Raw genomic sequence first — 17,690 nt, 5'->3', positions numbered from 1 at the left:
AGCCAAGGCTTTATCATGCGCGACGTGACATGCGTCGGGGCCGATTCCGGCCTGATTGACGACGACCGGATTTTTCGGTCTTGGGAGGATAAAAAATGAAACTTACGAAAACACTGGCGCTTGCCGCCGCTGTCTCTACGCTTGCTGTCGCTGCTTTTGCTGACGGCACCGTTGGGATCGCAATGCCGACAAAGTCTTCGGCACGTTGGATCGCTGATGGCGACAACATGGTCAAAGAACTCGAAGCCGCAGGCTACGAGGCCGATCTTCAATACGCAGAAGATGACATCCCCAACCAGCTCGCACAGATCGAGAACATGGTTACCAAAGGTGTGGACGTGCTCGTGATCGCGGCGATTGATGGCACAACGCTGTCCAACGCTCTGGCAAACGCCGCTGCTGCTGGCGTGAAAGTCATCGCCTATGACCGCCTGATCCGCGATTCTGGCGACGTTGACTACTACGCGACGTTCGACAACTTCAAAGTTGGCGTTCAGCAAGCAACCACAATCGTTGAAGGCCTCAAAGCCCGCTTTGGCGATGGCCCTTATAACGTCGAGCTGTTCGGCGGCTCCCCTGACGACAACAACGCCTACTTCTTCTACGATGGTGCGATGTCTGTTCTTCAGCCGCTGATCGATGATGGCACGATCAACATCGTGTCTGGCCAGATGGGCATGGATACAGTCGGGACATTGCGTTGGGACGGTGCTGTTGCACAGGCCCGCATGGATAACCTCTTGTCCGCACATTACACCGACAAAGAGATCCACGGCGTTCTGTCCCCTTACGACGGTTTGTCCATCGGTATCCTGTCCTCGCTTAAAGGTGTCGGTTACGGCTCCGGCGATTTGAAAATGCCAATCGTGTCGGGTCAGGATGCGGAAATCCCATCCGTGAAATCCATCCTTGCTGGCGAGCAGTATTCCACGATCTTCAAAGACACACGTGAGCTTGCAAAAGTGACCGTGGGCATGGTCGACGCCGTTCTTGGCGGCTCCGAGCCACAGATCAATGACACCACGACCTACGACAATGGCGTTAAGGTTGTTCCCTCCTACCTGCTTGAGCCGCTTCCTGTGGATGCGTCCAACTGGGAAGAGCGTTTGATCGACTCTGGCTACTACACAATGGATCAGATCAAGTAATCCACGCGATTTGAACAGTACGAGGCCGCCCGAGTTTTCCCTAGAGGCTCGGGCGGCTGTGCCTCTACCCCTGAGGGGCGGAGCGACGAAAAGGGGCGATGCGCCCCCGCAGAAGGGCAAACCATGACCACACTTCTGGAAATGAGAAATATCACCAAAGAGTTCCCCGGCGTGAAAGCGCTCGATCAGGTGAACTTGAAGGTTGAGCAGGGTGAAATCCACGCGATTTGCGGCGAAAACGGCGCCGGAAAATCAACGTTGATGAAGGTGCTGTCGGGCATCTACCCCATCGGAACATATGACGGCGACATTCATTACGAGGGCGACGTCGCCGCCTTTAAAACGCTGAGTGATAGCGAGAGCCGCGGCATCGTGATCATCCACCAAGAGCTTGCTCTGGTCCCCGAGTTGTCAATTGCCGAGAATATTTTCTTGGGCAATGAACGCGCGGCGAAGGGTGTCATTAACTGGCACGAAACCAATGCGCGCACCGAGGAGTTGTTGAAAAAGGTCGGTCTGGCCGAGACGCCAACCACCAAAGTGGACAGCATAGGTGTCGGCAAACAGCAACTCGTCGAGATCGCAAAGGCTCTGTCGAAAGACGTGAAATTGTTGATCTTGGACGAGCCCACGGCGGCGCTTCAGGAAAACGACAGCCGTAAACTTCTTGATTTGATGTTGGAGCTGAAAGCGCAGGGCGTGACCTGTATCATCATTTCTCACAAACTTAACGAAGTGCGCTATGTCGCGGACACTGTGACGGTGATCCGTGACGGCCAAACCGTCTCTGCCCATGTTGCCAAAGGACTGTCCGAGGACAAGATTGTGGCGGATATGGTGGGGCGCGACATGACGCACCGCTATCCTGAACATGTCCGCACACCGGGCGAGATGTTGATGGAGGTCGAGGACTGGAATGTCTGGCATCCCGAACATGGCGACCGCCAAGTGGTCAAGAACGCCTCGTTCAACGTACGCGCGGGCGAGGTTGTCGGCATCGCGGGCCTGATGGGCTCGGGGCGAACCGAATTGGCCATGTCAGTATTTGGCAAATCCTATGGCCGCAATATTTCGGGCACCGTGAAACTGCATGGCACGCCTGTTGATGTGTCCAAGGTGGATCGCGCGATTGATGCGGGTCTCGCCTATGTGACCGAGGACCGTAAATCTCTGGGCCTCGTGTTGGAGGAAACGATCCGTTTCAACACCACGCTTGCCAACCTTGAGGATGTTTCCAGTGGCGGCGTTCTCAACAAGAACGAAGAGACCAAGGCGGCGGAAAAATATCGCGAGGCCTTGGCGACGCGCACTCCGTCGGTGTTCCAAAGAGTGATGAACCTGTCGGGGGGCAACCAGCAGAAGGTTGTCTTGGCCAAGTGGTTGTTTACCGAGCCTGAGGTTCTGATCCTCGACGAGCCGACGCGCGGCATCGATGTGGGTGCGAAATACGAGATTTACACAATCATCAACGATCTGGCCGCCCAAGGAAAAGGCGTGGTTATGATCTCGTCGGAGATGCCCGAGCTATTGGGCATGTGCGACCGAATTTATGTCATGAACGAGGGCGCGTTGGTCGGTGAATTGACCGCCGCCGAGGCGAGCCAAGAGCGCATCATGTCGCTCATCGTCAGCGAATAGGAGAGCAGGGATGGACAACACGAAACACACGGGGATCAAGGCCTACCTCGCCGCGAACTTGCGCGAATACGGTCTTCTATTTGCCCTGATCGGGGTCATGGCGTTCTTTCAGATCGTCACAAACGGGACGTTGCTGCGGGCGGTGAATATCACCAACCTGCTGCTGCAAAACTCCTACATCATCATCATGGCGCTGGGCATGTTGGTGATCATTGTCGGCGGTCATATCGACCTGTCGGTCGGCTCGGTCATGGGCTTTATCGGCGCATTGGCAGCGGTGATGATCGTGAACTGGGATGTGAACCCGCTTCTCACCATCGCGGTCTGTCTGGTCGCGGGCGGTGTGATCGGCGGAGCGCAGGGCTATTGGGTCGCCTATTGGCGCATTCCCCCCTTCATCGTCACGCTCGCGGGCATGTTGGTGTTTCGCGGTCTGTCGCTTTGGTTGCTGCACGGCCAATCTGTCGGCCCGTTCCCGCGTGAATTTACCGTGATTGCAAACGGATTTGTGCCCGATGTATTCCCCGCCGCGTGGGGCGAAAGCCTCGCCGTGATGACGGGTGTCCGTCAGGTCAATGTCTTGGCACTGGTCATGGGATTTGTCGCCGCAGCATTTGTCATCTGGCGCGGGATGAAACAGCGCGCCACGAACAAGGCCTACGGGATCGAAGACGAACCACAGAGCTTCTTTGTGGCTCGCACGGGCATCGTGGCCTTCGCGCTGATCTTTGTGATGTGGAAACTGGCGACCTTCCGTGGCCTGCCAAACGTGTTGATCACGATGGGCGTGTTGACCGTGATCTATGCCTTCCTCACCGAGAACACCGTGATCGGTCGCCGCGTCTACGCGATGGGCGGCAACGAGAAAGCAGCCAAGCTGTCGGGCATCAACACCGAACGGCTGACCTTCCTCGCCTTTGTGAACATGGGCGTTCTGGCCGCGGCGGCCGGTCTCGTCTTTGCGGCGCGCCTGAATACGGCGACACCGAAAGCGGGCTTTGCACTCGAGCTTGACGTGATTGCGGCGGTGTTCATCGGCGGGGCGTCCATGTCGGGCGGCGTCGGCACGATTGTGGGCGCTGTGGTCGGTGCGTTTTTGATGGGGGTGCTCAATAACGGCATGTCGATCATGGGTATTGGTATCGACTATCAACAGATGATCAAAGGCCTCGTGCTGCTGATGGCTGTGGTTTTCGACGTCTATAACAAACAAAAACAAGGATAACGGATGATGCTTCTGTCACAAATTGAAAATGCCTCTGGCGGTGTGAGTGTCGTCGTCAGGTCTGGTTCCGAGGCCTATGTGGTCAAGAACGCGGAGTCGTCCTATGCGCTTGCGATGGAGGCCGCGACATCGGGACGTCCCCTTGCCGATGTGATCCGTGAACATGGGTTTGGTGAGGCGGTGGACCTTGAGGCCGCTTACGCCGAAGGCCGGATGCTCCTGCCGATCCACCACGACGACCCCGCGCATTGCCATCTTACGGGCACGGGCCTGACCCACCTTGGTTCGGCCTCGACGCGCAATGCGATGCACGTCAAACCGGACAAAGAGGCCGCGCTAACCGACTCGATGAAAATGTTCCAGATGGGCGTTGAATCTGGCAAGCCCGCCGAGGGCGAAGTGGGCGCGCAGCCCGAATGGTTCTACAAGGGCAACGGCACGATGGCGGTGGCTGCGGGCAAGCCGCTGCACTCGCCCTCCTTCGCCGAGGACGCGGGCGAAGAACCCGAGATCGCGGGCATCTACATCAACGGTCCTGACGGCACGCCGTTCCGTGTGGGCTTTGCCCTGTCCAATGAATTTTCCGACCATATCACCGAACGCGGCAACTACCTGTGGCTCGCGCATTCCAAACTGCGCCCCGCCGCCATTGGTCCTGAAATGCTGATCGGGGATCTGCCCGCCGATGTGCAGGGCATGTCACGGATTTACCGCGATGGTGAGGTGTTGTGGGAGAAGCCGTTTGTCTCGGGTGAGGACAATATGTCTCACACCCTTGCCAATCTGGAGCATCACCACTTTAAGTACGACATCTTCCGCCAAGAGGGGGATTTGCATGTGCATTTCTTTGGCACGGCGACCCTGTCCTTCGCGGATGGCATCAGCACGAAAGAGGGCGACATTTTCGAGATTGAAGCCCCCGATTTCGGCATGGCGCTGCGCAATCCTCTTATCCAAGCCCCTAAGGCGGCAGGCACAACCAAAGTGAAAGCACTATAAAATGAGTTTTAAACCCGCAGAATGGCCCCGCAAACTTCGATCCCAGTCTTGGTATGGCGGCAATAGTCGTGACACGATCTACCACCGTGGCTGGCTCAAGAACCAAGGCTATCCCCATGATCTGTTCGACGGTCGCCCGATCATTGGCGTGTTGAACACATGGTCGGAACTTAGCCCATGTAACGGCAGCCACATGAAAGAGCTGGCCGAAAAGGTCAAAGCAGGGATTTGGGAAGCGGGTGGCTTTCCCGTTGAGGTGCCTGTGTTCTCCGCCTCTGAGAACACCTATCGCCCCACCGCGATGATGTTCCGCAACCTTGCCGCTCTCGCGGTCGAGGAAACTATTCGCGGACAACCTATTGATGGCTGTGTGTTGCTTGTCGGTTGTGACAAAACCACGCCGTCGCTGATCATGGGGGCCGCATCATGTGACCTGCCGTCGATTGTTGTGACGGGCGGGCCGATGCTCAACGGTTATTACAAGAACGAGCGCGTCGGATCGGGCACGCACCTTTGGAAATTCTCCGAGGACGTCAAAGCGGGCAAGATGACCCAAGAGGAATTCCTCGAAGCGGAGCAAAGCATGTCGCGCTCCACGGGGACCTGTAACACCATGGGCACTGCATCGACGATGGCCTCTATGGCCGAGGCGCTCGGGCTTGCTCTGTCGGGAAACGCCGCAATCCCCGCCGTGGATAGCCGCCGCCGCGTTATGGCGCAGATGTCGGGTCGCCGCATTGTGCAGATGGTCAAAGACGATCTGAAGCCTTCCGATATCATGACCAAAAAGGCGTTCGAGAACGCTATCCGTACCAATGGCGCCATTGGTGGTTCCACCAATGCGGTTGTTCACCTGCTCGCAATGGCGGGCCGTGTGGGTGTTGATCTGTCGCTTGATGACTGGGACCGTTGCGGTCGCGATGTCTCGACCATCGTCAACCTTATGCCATCGGGCAAATACCTGATGGAGGAGTTCTTCTACGCGGGTGGTCTGCCTGTGGTTCTCAAACGTTTGGGCGAGGCGGATCAGTTGCACAAAGATGCGCTGACCGTGTCGGGCGAGACGATCTGGGACGAGGTCAAAGATGTGGTGAACCACAACGAAGACGTGATCCTGCCTGTCGACAAGCCCCTCATGGAGCAGGGCGGCATCGCTGTTGTGCGCGGCAACCTTGCGCCCAAAGGTGCGGTTCTCAAGCCTTCTGCGGCGACGCCTGAACTGTTGCAACACAAAGGCCGCGCGGTCGTGTTCGAGGACATCGACGACTACAAGGCCAAGATCAACGATGAGGATCTCGACATCGACGAGACCTGCATCATGGTTATGAAAAACTGCGGACCCAAAGGCTATCCGGGTATGGCCGAGGTGGGCAATATGGGCCTGCCGCCCAAAATCCTGCGCAAGGGTATCACCGATATGGTGCGTATTTCCGACGCGCGGATGTCGGGCACGGCCTACGGCACGGTTGTTCTGCATACCTCGCCAGAGGCCGCCGCAGGCGGGCCGCTTGCCGTGGTTCAGAATGGTGACATGATCGAACTGGATGTGCCGAATCGTAAGCTGCATCTCGATATCTCGGACGAGGAACTGGCCGCACGTCTGGCTGCATGGAAACCGATCCACGAACAGGCTGCGAGCGGCTATGCATGGCTTCACCAAGCCCACGTCGAGGGGGCAGATACGGGGGCCGATCTCGACTTCCTCAAAGGGTGCCGTGGCGCACCTGTCGGAAAGGACAGTCACTAATGGCGCGTAAAATTGCTCTGGTCGGTGTCGGCAAAATCGCCATCGACCAACACATCCCTTCGCTTGCCAAATCTGACGATTGGGAACTGGCCGCAGCCGTGTCGCGCAACCATCAGGTTGAGGGCGTGCCCAATTACACTCACATGACCGAGATGCTTGAGGCTCACCCCGAGATCGGGGTGGTCAGCCTGTGTATGCCGCCTGTGCCGCGCTTTGACATCGCGCGTGAGGCGATTGCCGCAGGGCGTCACGTGATGTTGGAAAAGCCCCCTGGTGCGACGCTCTCGGAAGTCCACACGCTCGAAACTTTGGCGCGTGAAGCGGGTGTGACCCTCTATGCCACATGGCACTCGCGCAAGGCGGCGCAGGTCGCGGCGGCAAAGGCATGGCTCGCGGACAAGACGCTCGAGCGGTTCACAGTGACGTGGAAAGAAGATGTGCGCAAATGGCACCCGAACCAGGATTGGGTGTTTGAGCCTGGCGGCATGGGCATCTTTGATCCGGGCATTAACGCGCTGTCCATCGTGACAGAAATCCTGCCCGATCCGATTCACCTCAAAGAGGCGGTGCTGAAATTCCCCGCCAACCGAGACACGCCTATTGCGGCGGATCTTGAGTTCTATCATCCCAAGGCGGCCGTGGTGTCGGCCCAGATGGATTGGGATCATTCGGGCGCGGATGTGTGGGATATCGAAGCGGTCTGTAACGAGGGCGTTTTGAAACTGGAGAAGGGCGGCGGCGTTCTGTTGATCGACGGTGTCCAACAACCCGGCGCGATTGGCCAACTCGACGGCGAATACCCGCAGCTCTACGCCGATATGGCGGCGCTGGTGGCCTCGGGCCGCAGCGAAGTGGACCTGCGCCCCATGCTGCATGTTTCCGATGCTCTGACGCTCGGAAAACGCGAAATGGTTGCTGCCTTCGATTGGTAAGGCGCGGCTATGCAATGAGTTGAAAACGGGGGCGCTTGCGTCCCCGTTTTTGTGTGCGGGACAACATCATTCGAGCGTGCCGGTGCCGCCCGCCACAGCGCAAAGGTCGGCCTGAGCCGTGCATCGTATCTATGATCTGAGGGGGTAATGGTAGCGGAGGAGGGACTTGAACCCCCGACACGCGGATTATGATTCCGCTGCTCTAACCAACTGAGCTACTCCGCCGAAGTGCCGCGTAGGTAGTCGGTCACGCGCGGGGGGTCAAGAGGGAAATTACGTGTTTGTGACGGTTCCTTTGTGGCAGCGTGCTTGTTGCAGACTAAGGCATGTCCTAGTTTGCCCGAAACCTGTGACGAAAGGCCGATACAATGGATGCGAAATGGGACTTTTGGATTGATCGTGGTGGCACCTTTACGGATATTGTCGGTCGCGATCCGCAGGGCGTTTTGCACAGCCATAAATTACTGTCGAACAACCCCGAGCGCTACCGCGATGCCGCGGAACAAGGCGTTCGTGATGTCTTGGGATTGCAAGCGGGACAGCCGATTCCGTCTGGCGCGATTGCCTCGGTCAAGATGGGCACCACTGTGGCCACCAATGCCCTGCTGGAGCGCAAGGGGGAGCGGGTGTTGTTGCTCATCACCCAAGGCTTCGGGGACATCTTGCGTATCGGCTATCAGACGCGCCCTGATCTGTTCGCGCTCAACATCAAACGTCCTGACCTTTTGTATGAAACCGTCGCGGAAATTCCTGAGCGTCTTGCCGCCGACGGGACCGTTGTAACGCCGCTGGATGAGGTGGCAGCGCGCGCGGCCCTTCAACGGGCGTTCGACGGTGGTGTCCGCGCTGTGGCTGTGGCCTTTCTTCATGCCTATCTGGAGCCCGTTCACGAGCAACGCGTGGCGCAAATCGCGCGGGAGATCGGTTACACGCAGGTCTCCACCTCTCATGAGGTGTCGCGTCTGGCCAAGCTCGTCTCGCGTGGTGATACCACCGTGGTGGACGCCTATCTCTCGCCCATCTTACGTCGCTACGTGGAACAGGTGGCCGAAGCCTTGTCTCTGGGCACAGCATGTGAGCGGTTGTTGTTCATGCAATCCAACGGTGGGCTGACCGATGCGGCCTTGTTTCAGGGGCGCGATGCCATTCTGTCGGGGCCTGCGGGCGGGATCGTCGGAATGGTGCGCACAGGTGAGGCGGCGGGATTTGACCGTTTGATCGGCTTCGATATGGGCGGCACCTCCACGGATGTGAGCCACTATGCGGGCGCGTTCGAGCGCAGTTTTGAGACCGAAGTGGCGGGCGTGCGGATGCGGGCGCCGATGATGGATATTCACACGGTGGCCGCGGGGGGCGGCTCGATTTGTTCGTTCCGCGACGGGCGGCTTCAAGTCGGGCCCGAGAGTGCGGGCGCGGACCCCGGTCCGGCGGCGTATCGCCGTGGCGGGCCGATCACCGTCACCGATTGCAACGTGTTTTTGGGCAAGCTGTCACCCGATCATTTCCCGCCTGTGTTCGGGCCAAATGGCGATGCGCCGCTTGACGTGGCTGCCACACGGCGCGGCATTTCTGCTCTCACCGACGAGATCAACGCCGCCACGGGGCAGAGCCTTGATCCCGTTGAGGTGGCCGAGGGGTTTCTCAAGATTGCAGTCGACAATATGGCAAACGCGATCAAGAAAATCTCGGTCGAGCGCGGCCATGATGTGACCGAATACGCCTTGCAATGTTTCGGCGGTGCAGGGGGGCAACATGCCTGTCTTGTGGCGGATGCGCTCGGGATGCGCCGCGTGTTGATCCATCCCTTTGCGGGGGTTCTCTCGGCTTACGGCATGGGGTTGGCCGAGGTGCGGGCCTTGCGCGAGCGTCAGGTCGACACACCGATCACGGACCTTGGTGCGGCACAGGCGCTTGCACAGGAACTGGCGGAGGACGCGCTGCGCGAGGTTACGGCACAGGGTGTCACCTCGACCCGCACAGAAATCCGTGCGCACCTGCGCTATGACGGATCACATCAGACTTTGGATGTGACGTTCGTGGCCGCGGCGGCAATGACGGAGGCCTTTCATGCCGCACATAGAGCGCGGTTCGGCTTTGCCCGTGAGGGGCGTGCCCTGATCCTCGATATGTTGGCCGTGGAGGCCATTGGTGACACGGGCGAAGCGCCTGCCGCTGTTGCGATGGGCGAGGGCGAGGCGACCCCTGTGGCGCATCTGGATGTGAGTGCTGCGGGGTGGGGACGCGTGCCGCTTTACGCGCGTGACACACTGGCCCAAGAGACGGTGATCAAAGGCCCCGCGATCATCACCGAGGCGACGGGAACCAATGTGGTCGAGCCTGAGTGGCGTGCGACGCTCGATCCGATGGGCAATCTGGTGTTGACCCGTGACACAGCCCCCGCGCGGGCGCTCGCGGTGGGAACTGAGGCCGATCCGATCTTGCTTGAGGTCATGTCGAACCTGTTCATGTCGGTGGCCGATCAAATGGGCGCAACTTTGGCGAATACGTCGTGGTCGGTGAACATCAAGGAGCGGTTTGATTTCTCCTGTGCGATCTTTGACGCTGAGGGGCATCTGGTCGCCAACGCGCCGCATGTGCCCGTTCATTTGGGGTCAATGTCCGACAGTATTCAGACAATAATCCGACTGAATGCCGACGCCGCAGATGGCGATGCTTTTGTGCTCAATTCGCCCTATCGCGGCGGGACGCATTTGCCCGATGTGACTGTGGTGACGCCTGTCTTTGTGGACGGGTCCATCGCGTTTTGGCTCGGGTCGCGCGGGCACCATGCCGACATCGGTGGTCGCACCCCCGGATCAGCGCCGCCCGACAGCCGTACGATCGAGGACGAGGGTGTTCTGATCGACAATGAACGCCTTGTGGCGGCGGGAGAATTCCAAGAGACATTGATGCGTCGCATCTTGTCGGAGGCGCGCTACCCTGCGCGAAACATTGATCAGAATATCGCGGACCTACAGGCGCAAGTGGCCGCAAACGAAACGGGAAAACGCGCCTTGTTGGAGGTGGTGTCGCGCTATAGTCTGGACGTTGTGACGGCCTATATGGGGCATGTGCAAGATAACGCCGAGGCCTCCGTGCGGGCGGTCATTGATCATTTGCAAGACGGCGCATTTACCTATCCGATGGACGAAGGGGCCGAGATCAAAGTGGCGGTGCGGGTGGACCGTGCAACCCGTCGTGCAGTCGTGGATTTCACCGGAACAAGTGCGCAGCAGGATGGCAATTTCAACGCGCCTTTATCCATTTCGCGGGCTGTAGTGCTTTATGTTTTCCGCACCTTGGTTGGCAAGAACATCCCGCTCAACGAGGGGTGTCTTGCGCCGTTGGATATCATCGTTCCAGAAGGCTCGATGCTCAATCCCCGCGCCCCTGCGGCGGTGATCGCGGGCAACACGGAAGTGTCGCAGGCCGCGTGCAATGCCTTGTTTGGCGCGCTTGGCGTGATTGCGGGCAGCCAAGGCACGATGAACAATTTTGTTTGGGGCAACGCTGAGTTTCAAAACTACGAAACGATTGCAGGCGGCACAGGGGCAGGACCGGATTTTGACGGCTGCGATGCGGTGCAAAGCCATATGACCAACACGCGTATGACCGATCCCGAGATTTTGGAGACGCGCTTCCCAGTGCGCCTTGAGGAGTTTTCCATTCGTCACGGGTCAGGCGGAAAAGGCTCGCACACGGGGGGCTGTGGCGCCTTGCGTCGTTTGCGTTTTCTGGAGCCTGTGACCGTGACCACATTGTCGTCCCATCGTGTCGTTCCGCCCTTTGGCGTTGGGGGAGCGATGGGCGGACAGGTGGGGGTGAACTACGCTATTTTGCCCGATGGCACGCGCGTTGATCTCAAAGGAAACGACGAGATTGATCTGCCTGAAAATGGCGTGTTTGTGATGGAAACGCCAGGTGGCGGCGGGTTTTCCTGACGCATTTAGGATCAGGTTAGGACGATTGAAAAAGGGGCCGTTTGGCCCCTTTTGTGGTTTGGCGTGTCGTGCGGATTAGGGCTTGGAAAAGCTCCAGACGGTTTCTTGTCTGTAGGTCTCGCCCGCTTTGAGAAGGCACGACGGGAAGCCCGCCTGATTGGGCCCATCGGGCCAGCGTTGCGGCTCCAAGGCCACGCCACTAAACGCGCCGTAGGGCTTGCCGTTTAATCCCACGAAGGGGGCGGAGGAGTTCTTGCCCGCGTCATAGATTTGCAAGCCCGGCTCGGTGGTATCAATGCGCAGTGTCACGCCGCTTGACCCCGTCAACGTACAGGCGTGTTGCAGGTCTGTGGCTGGGGTGTCTGACAGACATAGGTTGTGGTCAATGCGCGGTGTATTCTCCCCCAAGGCGCGCCCTGTGCGAAAGTCGAAATCGGTCCCGTCTACGGGGGCAACGCCCGTTGGAATGAGGTCTGCATCAACGGGCGTATAACGGTCGGCTGGCACAGTGAGCATGTGGCCCGTAATGGTCGCGTGACCGTCGAGCGACCAATAGGAATGGTTGGCGATGTTGATGTAGGTGTCCTTGTCCGTCTCCGCCTCGATCACCAAGCGCAGGTGCGCAGGTGCATCGAGGGAGAACCGCGCTCGCATAGACCGCGCCCCCGGAAAGCCGCCCTTGCCATCAGGCAGGGTGAGCGAGAGGGTGAGGGCGCTTTCTGAATGGCTTTCGATCTGCCAAATCTCGCGGTGCATCCCGTTAGGGCCGCCATGCAAGCAGGTTGTGCCCTCGTTGGCCTCAAAGCTCAAAGTCTCCCCATTGAGCGGCGCGCTTGCGCCTGCGATGCGGTTGGCCACAGGGCCGACCAGAGCGCCGTAATAGCCCATCGGTCCTTCATAGGCGGCCACATCTTTTGATCCTAATGTGAGCGGGTATGCGACGCCTTTGAGGCGGACATCGTTGAGGGTCGCGCCAAGGGTCAGGATGGTGACGCTCAGATCGCCTGCGTGCAGCGATATAGCCTCGACCTTGCGGCCATCCGCCGTGGTGCCAAAGGGGCGTCTCATAGGATCACCCGATGTTCTTTTTGGCCCTTGGCCACATCATCAACCGCAAAGACACAACCGTGGTCGTCACTCTTTTCGAGGTCTGCCTCTGGCAGGTTTTGCTGCGCCGTGGTCACGAACAGAGTCGTGCCATCCGCGCCCCCGAATGCAGGGCATGAGGATTGCATCCCGCCCACATCGACATAGCGCAGCACCTCACCTTCGGGGGAGTAGCAACACACGCGGTATGATCCCCATTGGGCGTTCCACAAGTTGCCCGCTGCGTCGACCACGGAGCCGTCGGGATTGTTGGCGTTTGCGATGAAGACTTCGGGTTTGCCATGGGGCCAACCATCGTCGTTGAGGGCAACACGCATGATCTGATCGGTGGCCGTGTCACAGAAGTAGGCCGTTTTGCCGTCGGGAGAAAAACAGATGGAGTTGGTGATGGTGATGTCGCCAAATAATTTACGCAAAGAGCCGCGATAATAGCGGTGGATCGAGCCTGCTTTGTCTTCGGCCTGTTTGCCCATCGTCCCGATCCAGAACCCGCCCTGAGGGTCGGCGCGGCCATCGTTGGAGCGGGTAACGGGATTGTCGGCCTCAAGGGCGCAGACAAAGGAGGTCTCGCCCGTCTCGATGTCAAAGGTCGATAGCGATGTTTCCGAAGCCATCAACAGGGTGTTCTCATCGACCCATCCTGCGGCGGACACATACTCATCGAACTGCCATGTCAATGTCTCGTCATCGACACGAGTATGTAGACGCATCCCCATGATGTCGAACCAGAAAAGTTGATTGCACAGGGGGTGCCACATCGGGCCCTCGCCGAGTTCGCATTTTGTGTCGTCGTAAACGTAATAGCTCATGTTACAGCCTCATCATATGCGGTCACCATAGCGCGGGCGCGAGATGCGGTCACGTTGGTGGTGAAATCTGGTTTGAAGAATGTAGGCCACATGTTGAAACGACAGGTCATGTGCCGCTCCGTGGGCCAGTGGTGAATTGGGTGTGGGCCGCACATAGCCCCGCGAGTGTCATGGCTGTGGCGTCGGTGCGAATGGCGTCGAGCCCCTGTGTCTGCAATGCGCGAGCGTAGAGGGTCGCAAGGTCGGTGTCGCCGATGATGGCAAGCGGTTGCCCGAGCCAGTAGGGTTTGGACGCGGCAATCTCCGCGCCGATCAACAGGCCAGACAGGCGGGCTTTGGCGGTTTCGCATGGCATGGCATTGAGCAGCCCCTCGGCTCGCAGCGAAAAGAGTTTGGCGGCGAGCCGCTCGGGGCGCGAGAGAATTTCGTCTACTGCGGTATCAAACGCTGCCTCATCCCATCCATCGGTGCGCACGGAATGGCGTAACACAGTATGGCCAGACAGGGCGGCGAACATTTCTCCTGTCATCACGGTTTGGAACGAGACGATTTCGCGCGCACTCATGTGGACCCATTTTGTGTGGGAACCGGGCAGGGTGATGACGCCATCGAAATTGGGGTTGAGCGATTGGAAGCCGGCGATCTGGGTTTCCTCGCCGCGCATCACGTCTGCGGGCGACATTTGGCATACGCCGGGCAAGATTTGGACATCAAGGCGCGGGTCGGTGGTGGGTGCTCGGGTCAACGTGCTGGCCGTGGGCGCGCAAGGGACGCGCGAGTATTCGGCCTCGACCCATCCTTGGCGCGCTCCGACCATACCACAGGCAATGACACGGGTTTTTTCTGCAGGAAGCCAGTCTGAAATCAGGTCAAGCAAGGCGGCTTCAAAGCCGTCGGAGCGCAGGGCCCCCATACCGTGATCTGATTGGGCTTCGGCCAGAACAGTGCCGCTTGAGCTCATCGCCCACGTGCGAAGCGACGTGGTGCCCCAGTCAACGGCGATCCAGTCTGCTTTGACCATCAATCCCTCCCGAATTTCAAAAGTCATACTGTTAGCACAACCTTATCGCGCGAGCGCGGGCGGCTTGCAACGGACGAAATTTGAATAGGGAAAGAAGGGAGCGATCAGGAGCGCAGTTGCGCGGGGTAGCCTGCGTCATTGAGAGCTTTGAGAATGGCGGCATCTCCCGCGGTGGAGTGTACCTCAATTTCGCGGGTTTCCATGTTGGCCTCTATGTCGACACCATCATCGACCGCTTCGAGAGCTTCGGTAATGGCGGCCTTGCAATGGCCACAGGTCATATCAGGAACAGAAAACACAGACATGGGGGCGCCTTTCTTGGCTGTTGGATGCGTGTATGGTTTAACGTCAGGTGGAATTGCGCCGTTCACTTTGTCGCGCAGAGCCTTGACGATTTATCCTATTGTTACCTAGGTGGGTATGAAACTGCCAGAGGCGAGGTTCCCAAAATGACCACCATCCGATTGAGTGTTGCGGGCATGACCTGTGCATCCTGTGTTGGGCGTGTTGAACGAGCGCTTGGCGCGACTGAGGGTGTGCAGGCCGCCAGTGTCAATCTTGCCACGGAAACAGCCGAGGTGACATTTGATGCGCCTGCCGATCCCGCTAGTCTCAGCGCTACTTTGGACAAGGCGGGCTATCTCGCGCGGGTCGATACGGTTGTGTTCGATGTCGAGGGCATGTCTTGCGCTTCTTGTGTGGGGCGAGTTGAACGTGTTTTGGCGGCGACGACGGGTGTTGTCTCGGCATCGGTCAATTTGGCCGCGGAAACTGCAAGTGCGACGTTTTTAGTCGGGACCACTGATGCAGACGAGCTGCGCCGTGCTGTGGCCAGTGCGGGATATTCGGCCAAGCCGCGCGGACAGGATGCGCCGCAAGTGGACCGCAAGGCCGATGAGGCGCGTGGGTATCGGGGGCGGTTGATCGTGGCCGCTGCCCTGACATTGCCCGTATTCGTGGTGGAAATGGGCGGGCATCTGGTGCCGGCTTTTCATCATTGGTTTATGGGGGTGGTAGGGCCGCAAACGTGGCGGTTCATCCAGTTCGTGTTGACCTTGGCCGTTCTCGTTGGACCTGCTCGCGGGTTCTTTCTCAAAGGCATTCCTGCGCTACTGCGCGGTGCGCCCGAGATGAACTCACTCGTCGCGATGGGGGCGGGGTCGGCGTTTGCCTACTCTTGCGTGACCACATTTGCGCCTTGGGCGCTGCCTGTGTCCGCTCGCAATGTCTATTTCGAAGCGGCGGCGGTGATTGCAACACTGATCCTATTGGGGCGCTATTTGGAGGCGCGGGCCAAGGGGCGCACAGGTGAGGCAATCCGTAAACTGGCCGGGATGAAGGCCAAAACCGCACGGGTTGAGCGCGGCGGGGACGTGGTCGATGTGGCGATTGGCGAGGTTGTCGTGGGCGACGTTTTGCACCTGCGTCCCGGTGAGAAGATTGCTGTCGATGGTGTGGTGATTAGCGGTGAGAGCCATGTGGACGAGGCGATGATCTCGGGCGAGCCGCTGCCCGTGGCCAAGGCCGAGGGCGCGGGCTTGATCGCCGGAACGGTGAACGGCGAAGGGGCGATGACGTTCCGTGCTCAAAAGGTTGGTGGCGACACGATGTTGGCACAGATCATTCGCATGGTCGAGGACGCACAAGGCGCGAAGCTGCCCATCCAATCCCTCGTCGACAAGGTGACGATGTATTTTGTGCCTGCTGTGATGGGATTGGCTGCGTTGACGGTCTTTGTCTGGTTGATATTCGGTCCTGATCCCGCGTTGCAATATGCGCTTGTCGCAGGTGTGTCTGTGTTGATCATTGCCTGTCCTTGCGCGATGGGGCTGGCCACGCCGACGTCGATCATGGTCGGCACAGGACGGGCCGCGGAATTGGGCGTTTTGTTTCGCAAGGGCGACGCGCTTCAGGCGCTGCAAGGCATCAAGGTCGTGGCCTTTGACAAGACGGGAACACTCACCGAAGGCAAGCCCGTGGTGACGGATGTGGTTCGTCTGAGCGGTGATGAGGCGACGGTACTGGCCGTTGTTGCGGCGGTTGAGGCGCAATCTGAACACCCGATAGCGCGGGCGATTGAGCGCATTGCACAGGACCGCGGTTTAACCCTACCCGAGGTTTCGCAAGCGCGTGCAGTTGCGGGTCAAGGCGTGCGCGCACAGGTGGGCGATCAGGCCGTTTTAGTCGGAAACCTACGGCTGATGGAGCGCGAAGGCGTTGAAGGGGCTGCGTTCGCGGCACCGCTTGAGGCCTTGGCAGAAAAGGGACGCACACCCGTATTGGTCGCAATTGACGGCGTGCCCGCGATGGTGCTTGGCGTCTCCGATCCAGTGCGGGCAACGTCACGCGCTGCCGTTGAAATGCTACATGCACGTGGGCTGTCGGTGGTGATGGTGTCGGGAGATACGACGCGTGCCGCACAAGCAATCGCGGCGGAGTTGGGCATTGAGCGGGTCGAAGCCGAGGTTCTCCCTAAAGGCAAAGCAAAGATCGTTGCGGCGCTGCGAGAAGAGTTCGGTGAGATCGCCTTTGTCGGGGATGGGATCAACGATGCGCCGGCTCTTGCTTCGGCGGACGTCGGTATTGCAGTCGGGACTGGCACGGACGTCGCGATTGAGGCGGCGGATGTGGTGTTGATGGGGGCGGACCCGCGTGGGGTCGTCACTGCGCTGGACATGAGTGCAAAAACCATGCGCAACATCCGTCAAAACCTGTTTTGGGCGTTTGCCTATAACGTGGCGTTGATCCCCGTTGCGGCGGGGGTGCTTTACCCTGTTTGGGGCGTTCTGTTGTCCCCGATGCTTGGCGCGGGAGCTATGGCGATGTCGTCGGTCTTCGTGATCAGCAACGCGTTAAGGCTCAATGGCGTGGTCGTCCTAAAGTAGTAAATAGTCCGAAAGTCGTAATTTTCTTTGATTTTTCTGTGTTTCTGCGGTGTTCAAGATGTCGTTTTCCTCCCTACATCTTGGTGGGAATCGCGGGGCCTTACCGCTATTTGGTTACCAAATAGTTAATTTTTGCCGTCCGGAGTGAGAAAAATCTAGCAAGTGATTCGCTGATCGGGTAGTTTCTGTCCCAGAGTATAAAAATGCGGCGGTTCGAGCAGGGCACGCCGTGAAACTT

The 17,690-nt window shown here is 58.8% G+C and carries 12 protein-coding genes and 1 tRNA gene; 8 read left to right on the top strand and 5 right to left on the bottom strand.

Features of this window, described 5'->3' with window-relative positions; translation table 11 throughout:
* The first annotated feature begins 95 nt into the window (after nt 1–95).
* The 6 genes from chvE (at nt 96) to ACN0TS_RS12275 (ending at nt 7,689) form a co-directional block, all read left to right on the top strand.
* On the top strand, nt 96–1,148 hold the full coding sequence (gene chvE / locus ACN0TS_RS12300; protein ID WP_417259655.1) for a multiple monosaccharide ABC transporter substrate-binding protein: 1,053 nt from the start codon (nt 96–98) through the stop codon (nt 1,146–1,148).
* 123 nt (nt 1,149–1,271) lie between these two features.
* A complete protein-coding gene (gene mmsA, locus ACN0TS_RS12295; protein WP_417259654.1) occupies nt 1,272–2,786 on the top strand; it encodes a multiple monosaccharide ABC transporter ATP-binding protein in 1,515 nt (504 codons plus the stop codon).
* Nucleotides 2,787–2,796: 10 nt separating this feature from the next.
* Nucleotides 2,797–4,011 (top strand): multiple monosaccharide ABC transporter permease, encoded by a 1,215-nt coding sequence (mmsB, locus tag ACN0TS_RS12290; protein WP_417259653.1) that lies wholly within the window; start codon nt 2,797–2,799, stop codon nt 4,009–4,011.
* 3 nt (nt 4,012–4,014) lie between these two features.
* Nucleotides 4,015–5,010, top strand: coding sequence for an AraD1 family protein (araD1, locus tag ACN0TS_RS12285; RefSeq protein ID WP_417259652.1), 996 nt, complete (start codon nt 4,015–4,017; stop codon nt 5,008–5,010).
* A 1-nt stretch (nt 5,011) separates the two neighbouring features.
* Nucleotides 5,012–6,757, top strand: coding sequence for an L-arabinonate dehydratase (gene araD, locus ACN0TS_RS12280; RefSeq protein ID WP_417259651.1), 1,746 nt, complete (start codon nt 5,012–5,014; stop codon nt 6,755–6,757).
* Complete coding sequence (locus ACN0TS_RS12275; protein ID WP_417259650.1) at nt 6,757–7,689, top strand: Gfo/Idh/MocA family protein; 933 nt, start codon at nt 6,757–6,759, stop codon at nt 7,687–7,689. Before araD ends, ACN0TS_RS12275 begins: the two co-directional genes overlap by 1 nt.
* Nucleotides 7,690–7,837: 148 nt before the next feature.
* Here the strand turns inward: ACN0TS_RS12275 and ACN0TS_RS12270 are convergent.
* Nucleotides 7,838–7,914 (bottom strand) — tRNA-Met (locus ACN0TS_RS12270).
* 143 nt (nt 7,915–8,057) lie between these two features.
* Between ACN0TS_RS12270 and ACN0TS_RS12265 the strand changes: the two genes are divergently transcribed.
* Entirely contained in the window at nt 8,058–11,630 is a 3,573-nt protein-coding gene (locus ACN0TS_RS12265; protein ID WP_417259649.1) for a hydantoinase B/oxoprolinase family protein, read from the top strand.
* A 75-nt stretch (nt 11,631–11,705) separates the two neighbouring features.
* On the opposite strand, the gene ACN0TS_RS12260 is transcribed toward ACN0TS_RS12265, so the two are convergent.
* The 4 genes from ACN0TS_RS12260 to ACN0TS_RS12245 form a co-directional block, all read right to left on the bottom strand.
* A complete protein-coding gene (locus tag ACN0TS_RS12260) occupies nt 11,706–12,698 on the bottom strand; it encodes an aldose epimerase family protein (RefSeq protein WP_417259648.1) in 993 nt (330 codons plus the stop codon).
* Nucleotides 12,695–13,546 carry an SMP-30/gluconolactonase/LRE family protein gene (locus ACN0TS_RS12255; protein WP_417259647.1) on the bottom strand — a complete coding sequence of 284 codons (852 nt, stop codon included), beginning with the start codon at nt 13,544–13,546 and terminating at the stop codon, nt 12,695–12,697. Before ACN0TS_RS12255 ends, ACN0TS_RS12260 begins: the two co-directional genes overlap by 4 nt.
* A gap of 106 nt (nt 13,547–13,652) precedes the next feature.
* Complete coding sequence (locus tag ACN0TS_RS12250) at nt 13,653–14,594, bottom strand: 2-dehydro-3-deoxygalactonokinase (RefSeq protein WP_417259646.1); 942 nt, start codon at nt 14,592–14,594, stop codon at nt 13,653–13,655.
* Nucleotides 14,595–14,671: 77 nt separating this feature from the next.
* Nucleotides 14,672–14,872 (bottom strand): heavy-metal-associated domain-containing protein, encoded by a 201-nt coding sequence (locus ACN0TS_RS12245; RefSeq protein WP_417259645.1) that lies wholly within the window; start codon nt 14,870–14,872, stop codon nt 14,672–14,674.
* Nucleotides 14,873–15,016: 144 nt separating this feature from the next.
* Here ACN0TS_RS12245 and ACN0TS_RS12240 point away from each other — a divergent pair, with 144 nt between their 5' ends.
* Nucleotides 15,017–17,452: a heavy metal translocating P-type ATPase gene (locus ACN0TS_RS12240; RefSeq protein ID WP_417259644.1), complete on the top strand. Its 2,436-nt coding sequence runs from the start codon at nt 15,017–15,019 to the stop codon at nt 17,450–17,452.
* Nucleotides 17,453–17,690: the final 238 nt, after the last annotated feature.

Origin of the sequence: Celeribacter sp. (assembly GCF_048266405.1) — a bacterium.
Taxonomy (GTDB): domain Bacteria; phylum Pseudomonadota; class Alphaproteobacteria; order Rhodobacterales; family Rhodobacteraceae; genus Celeribacter.
Note: the sequence above shows the minus strand (reverse complement) of the source record. Positions and strands in the feature narration are given on the sequence as shown.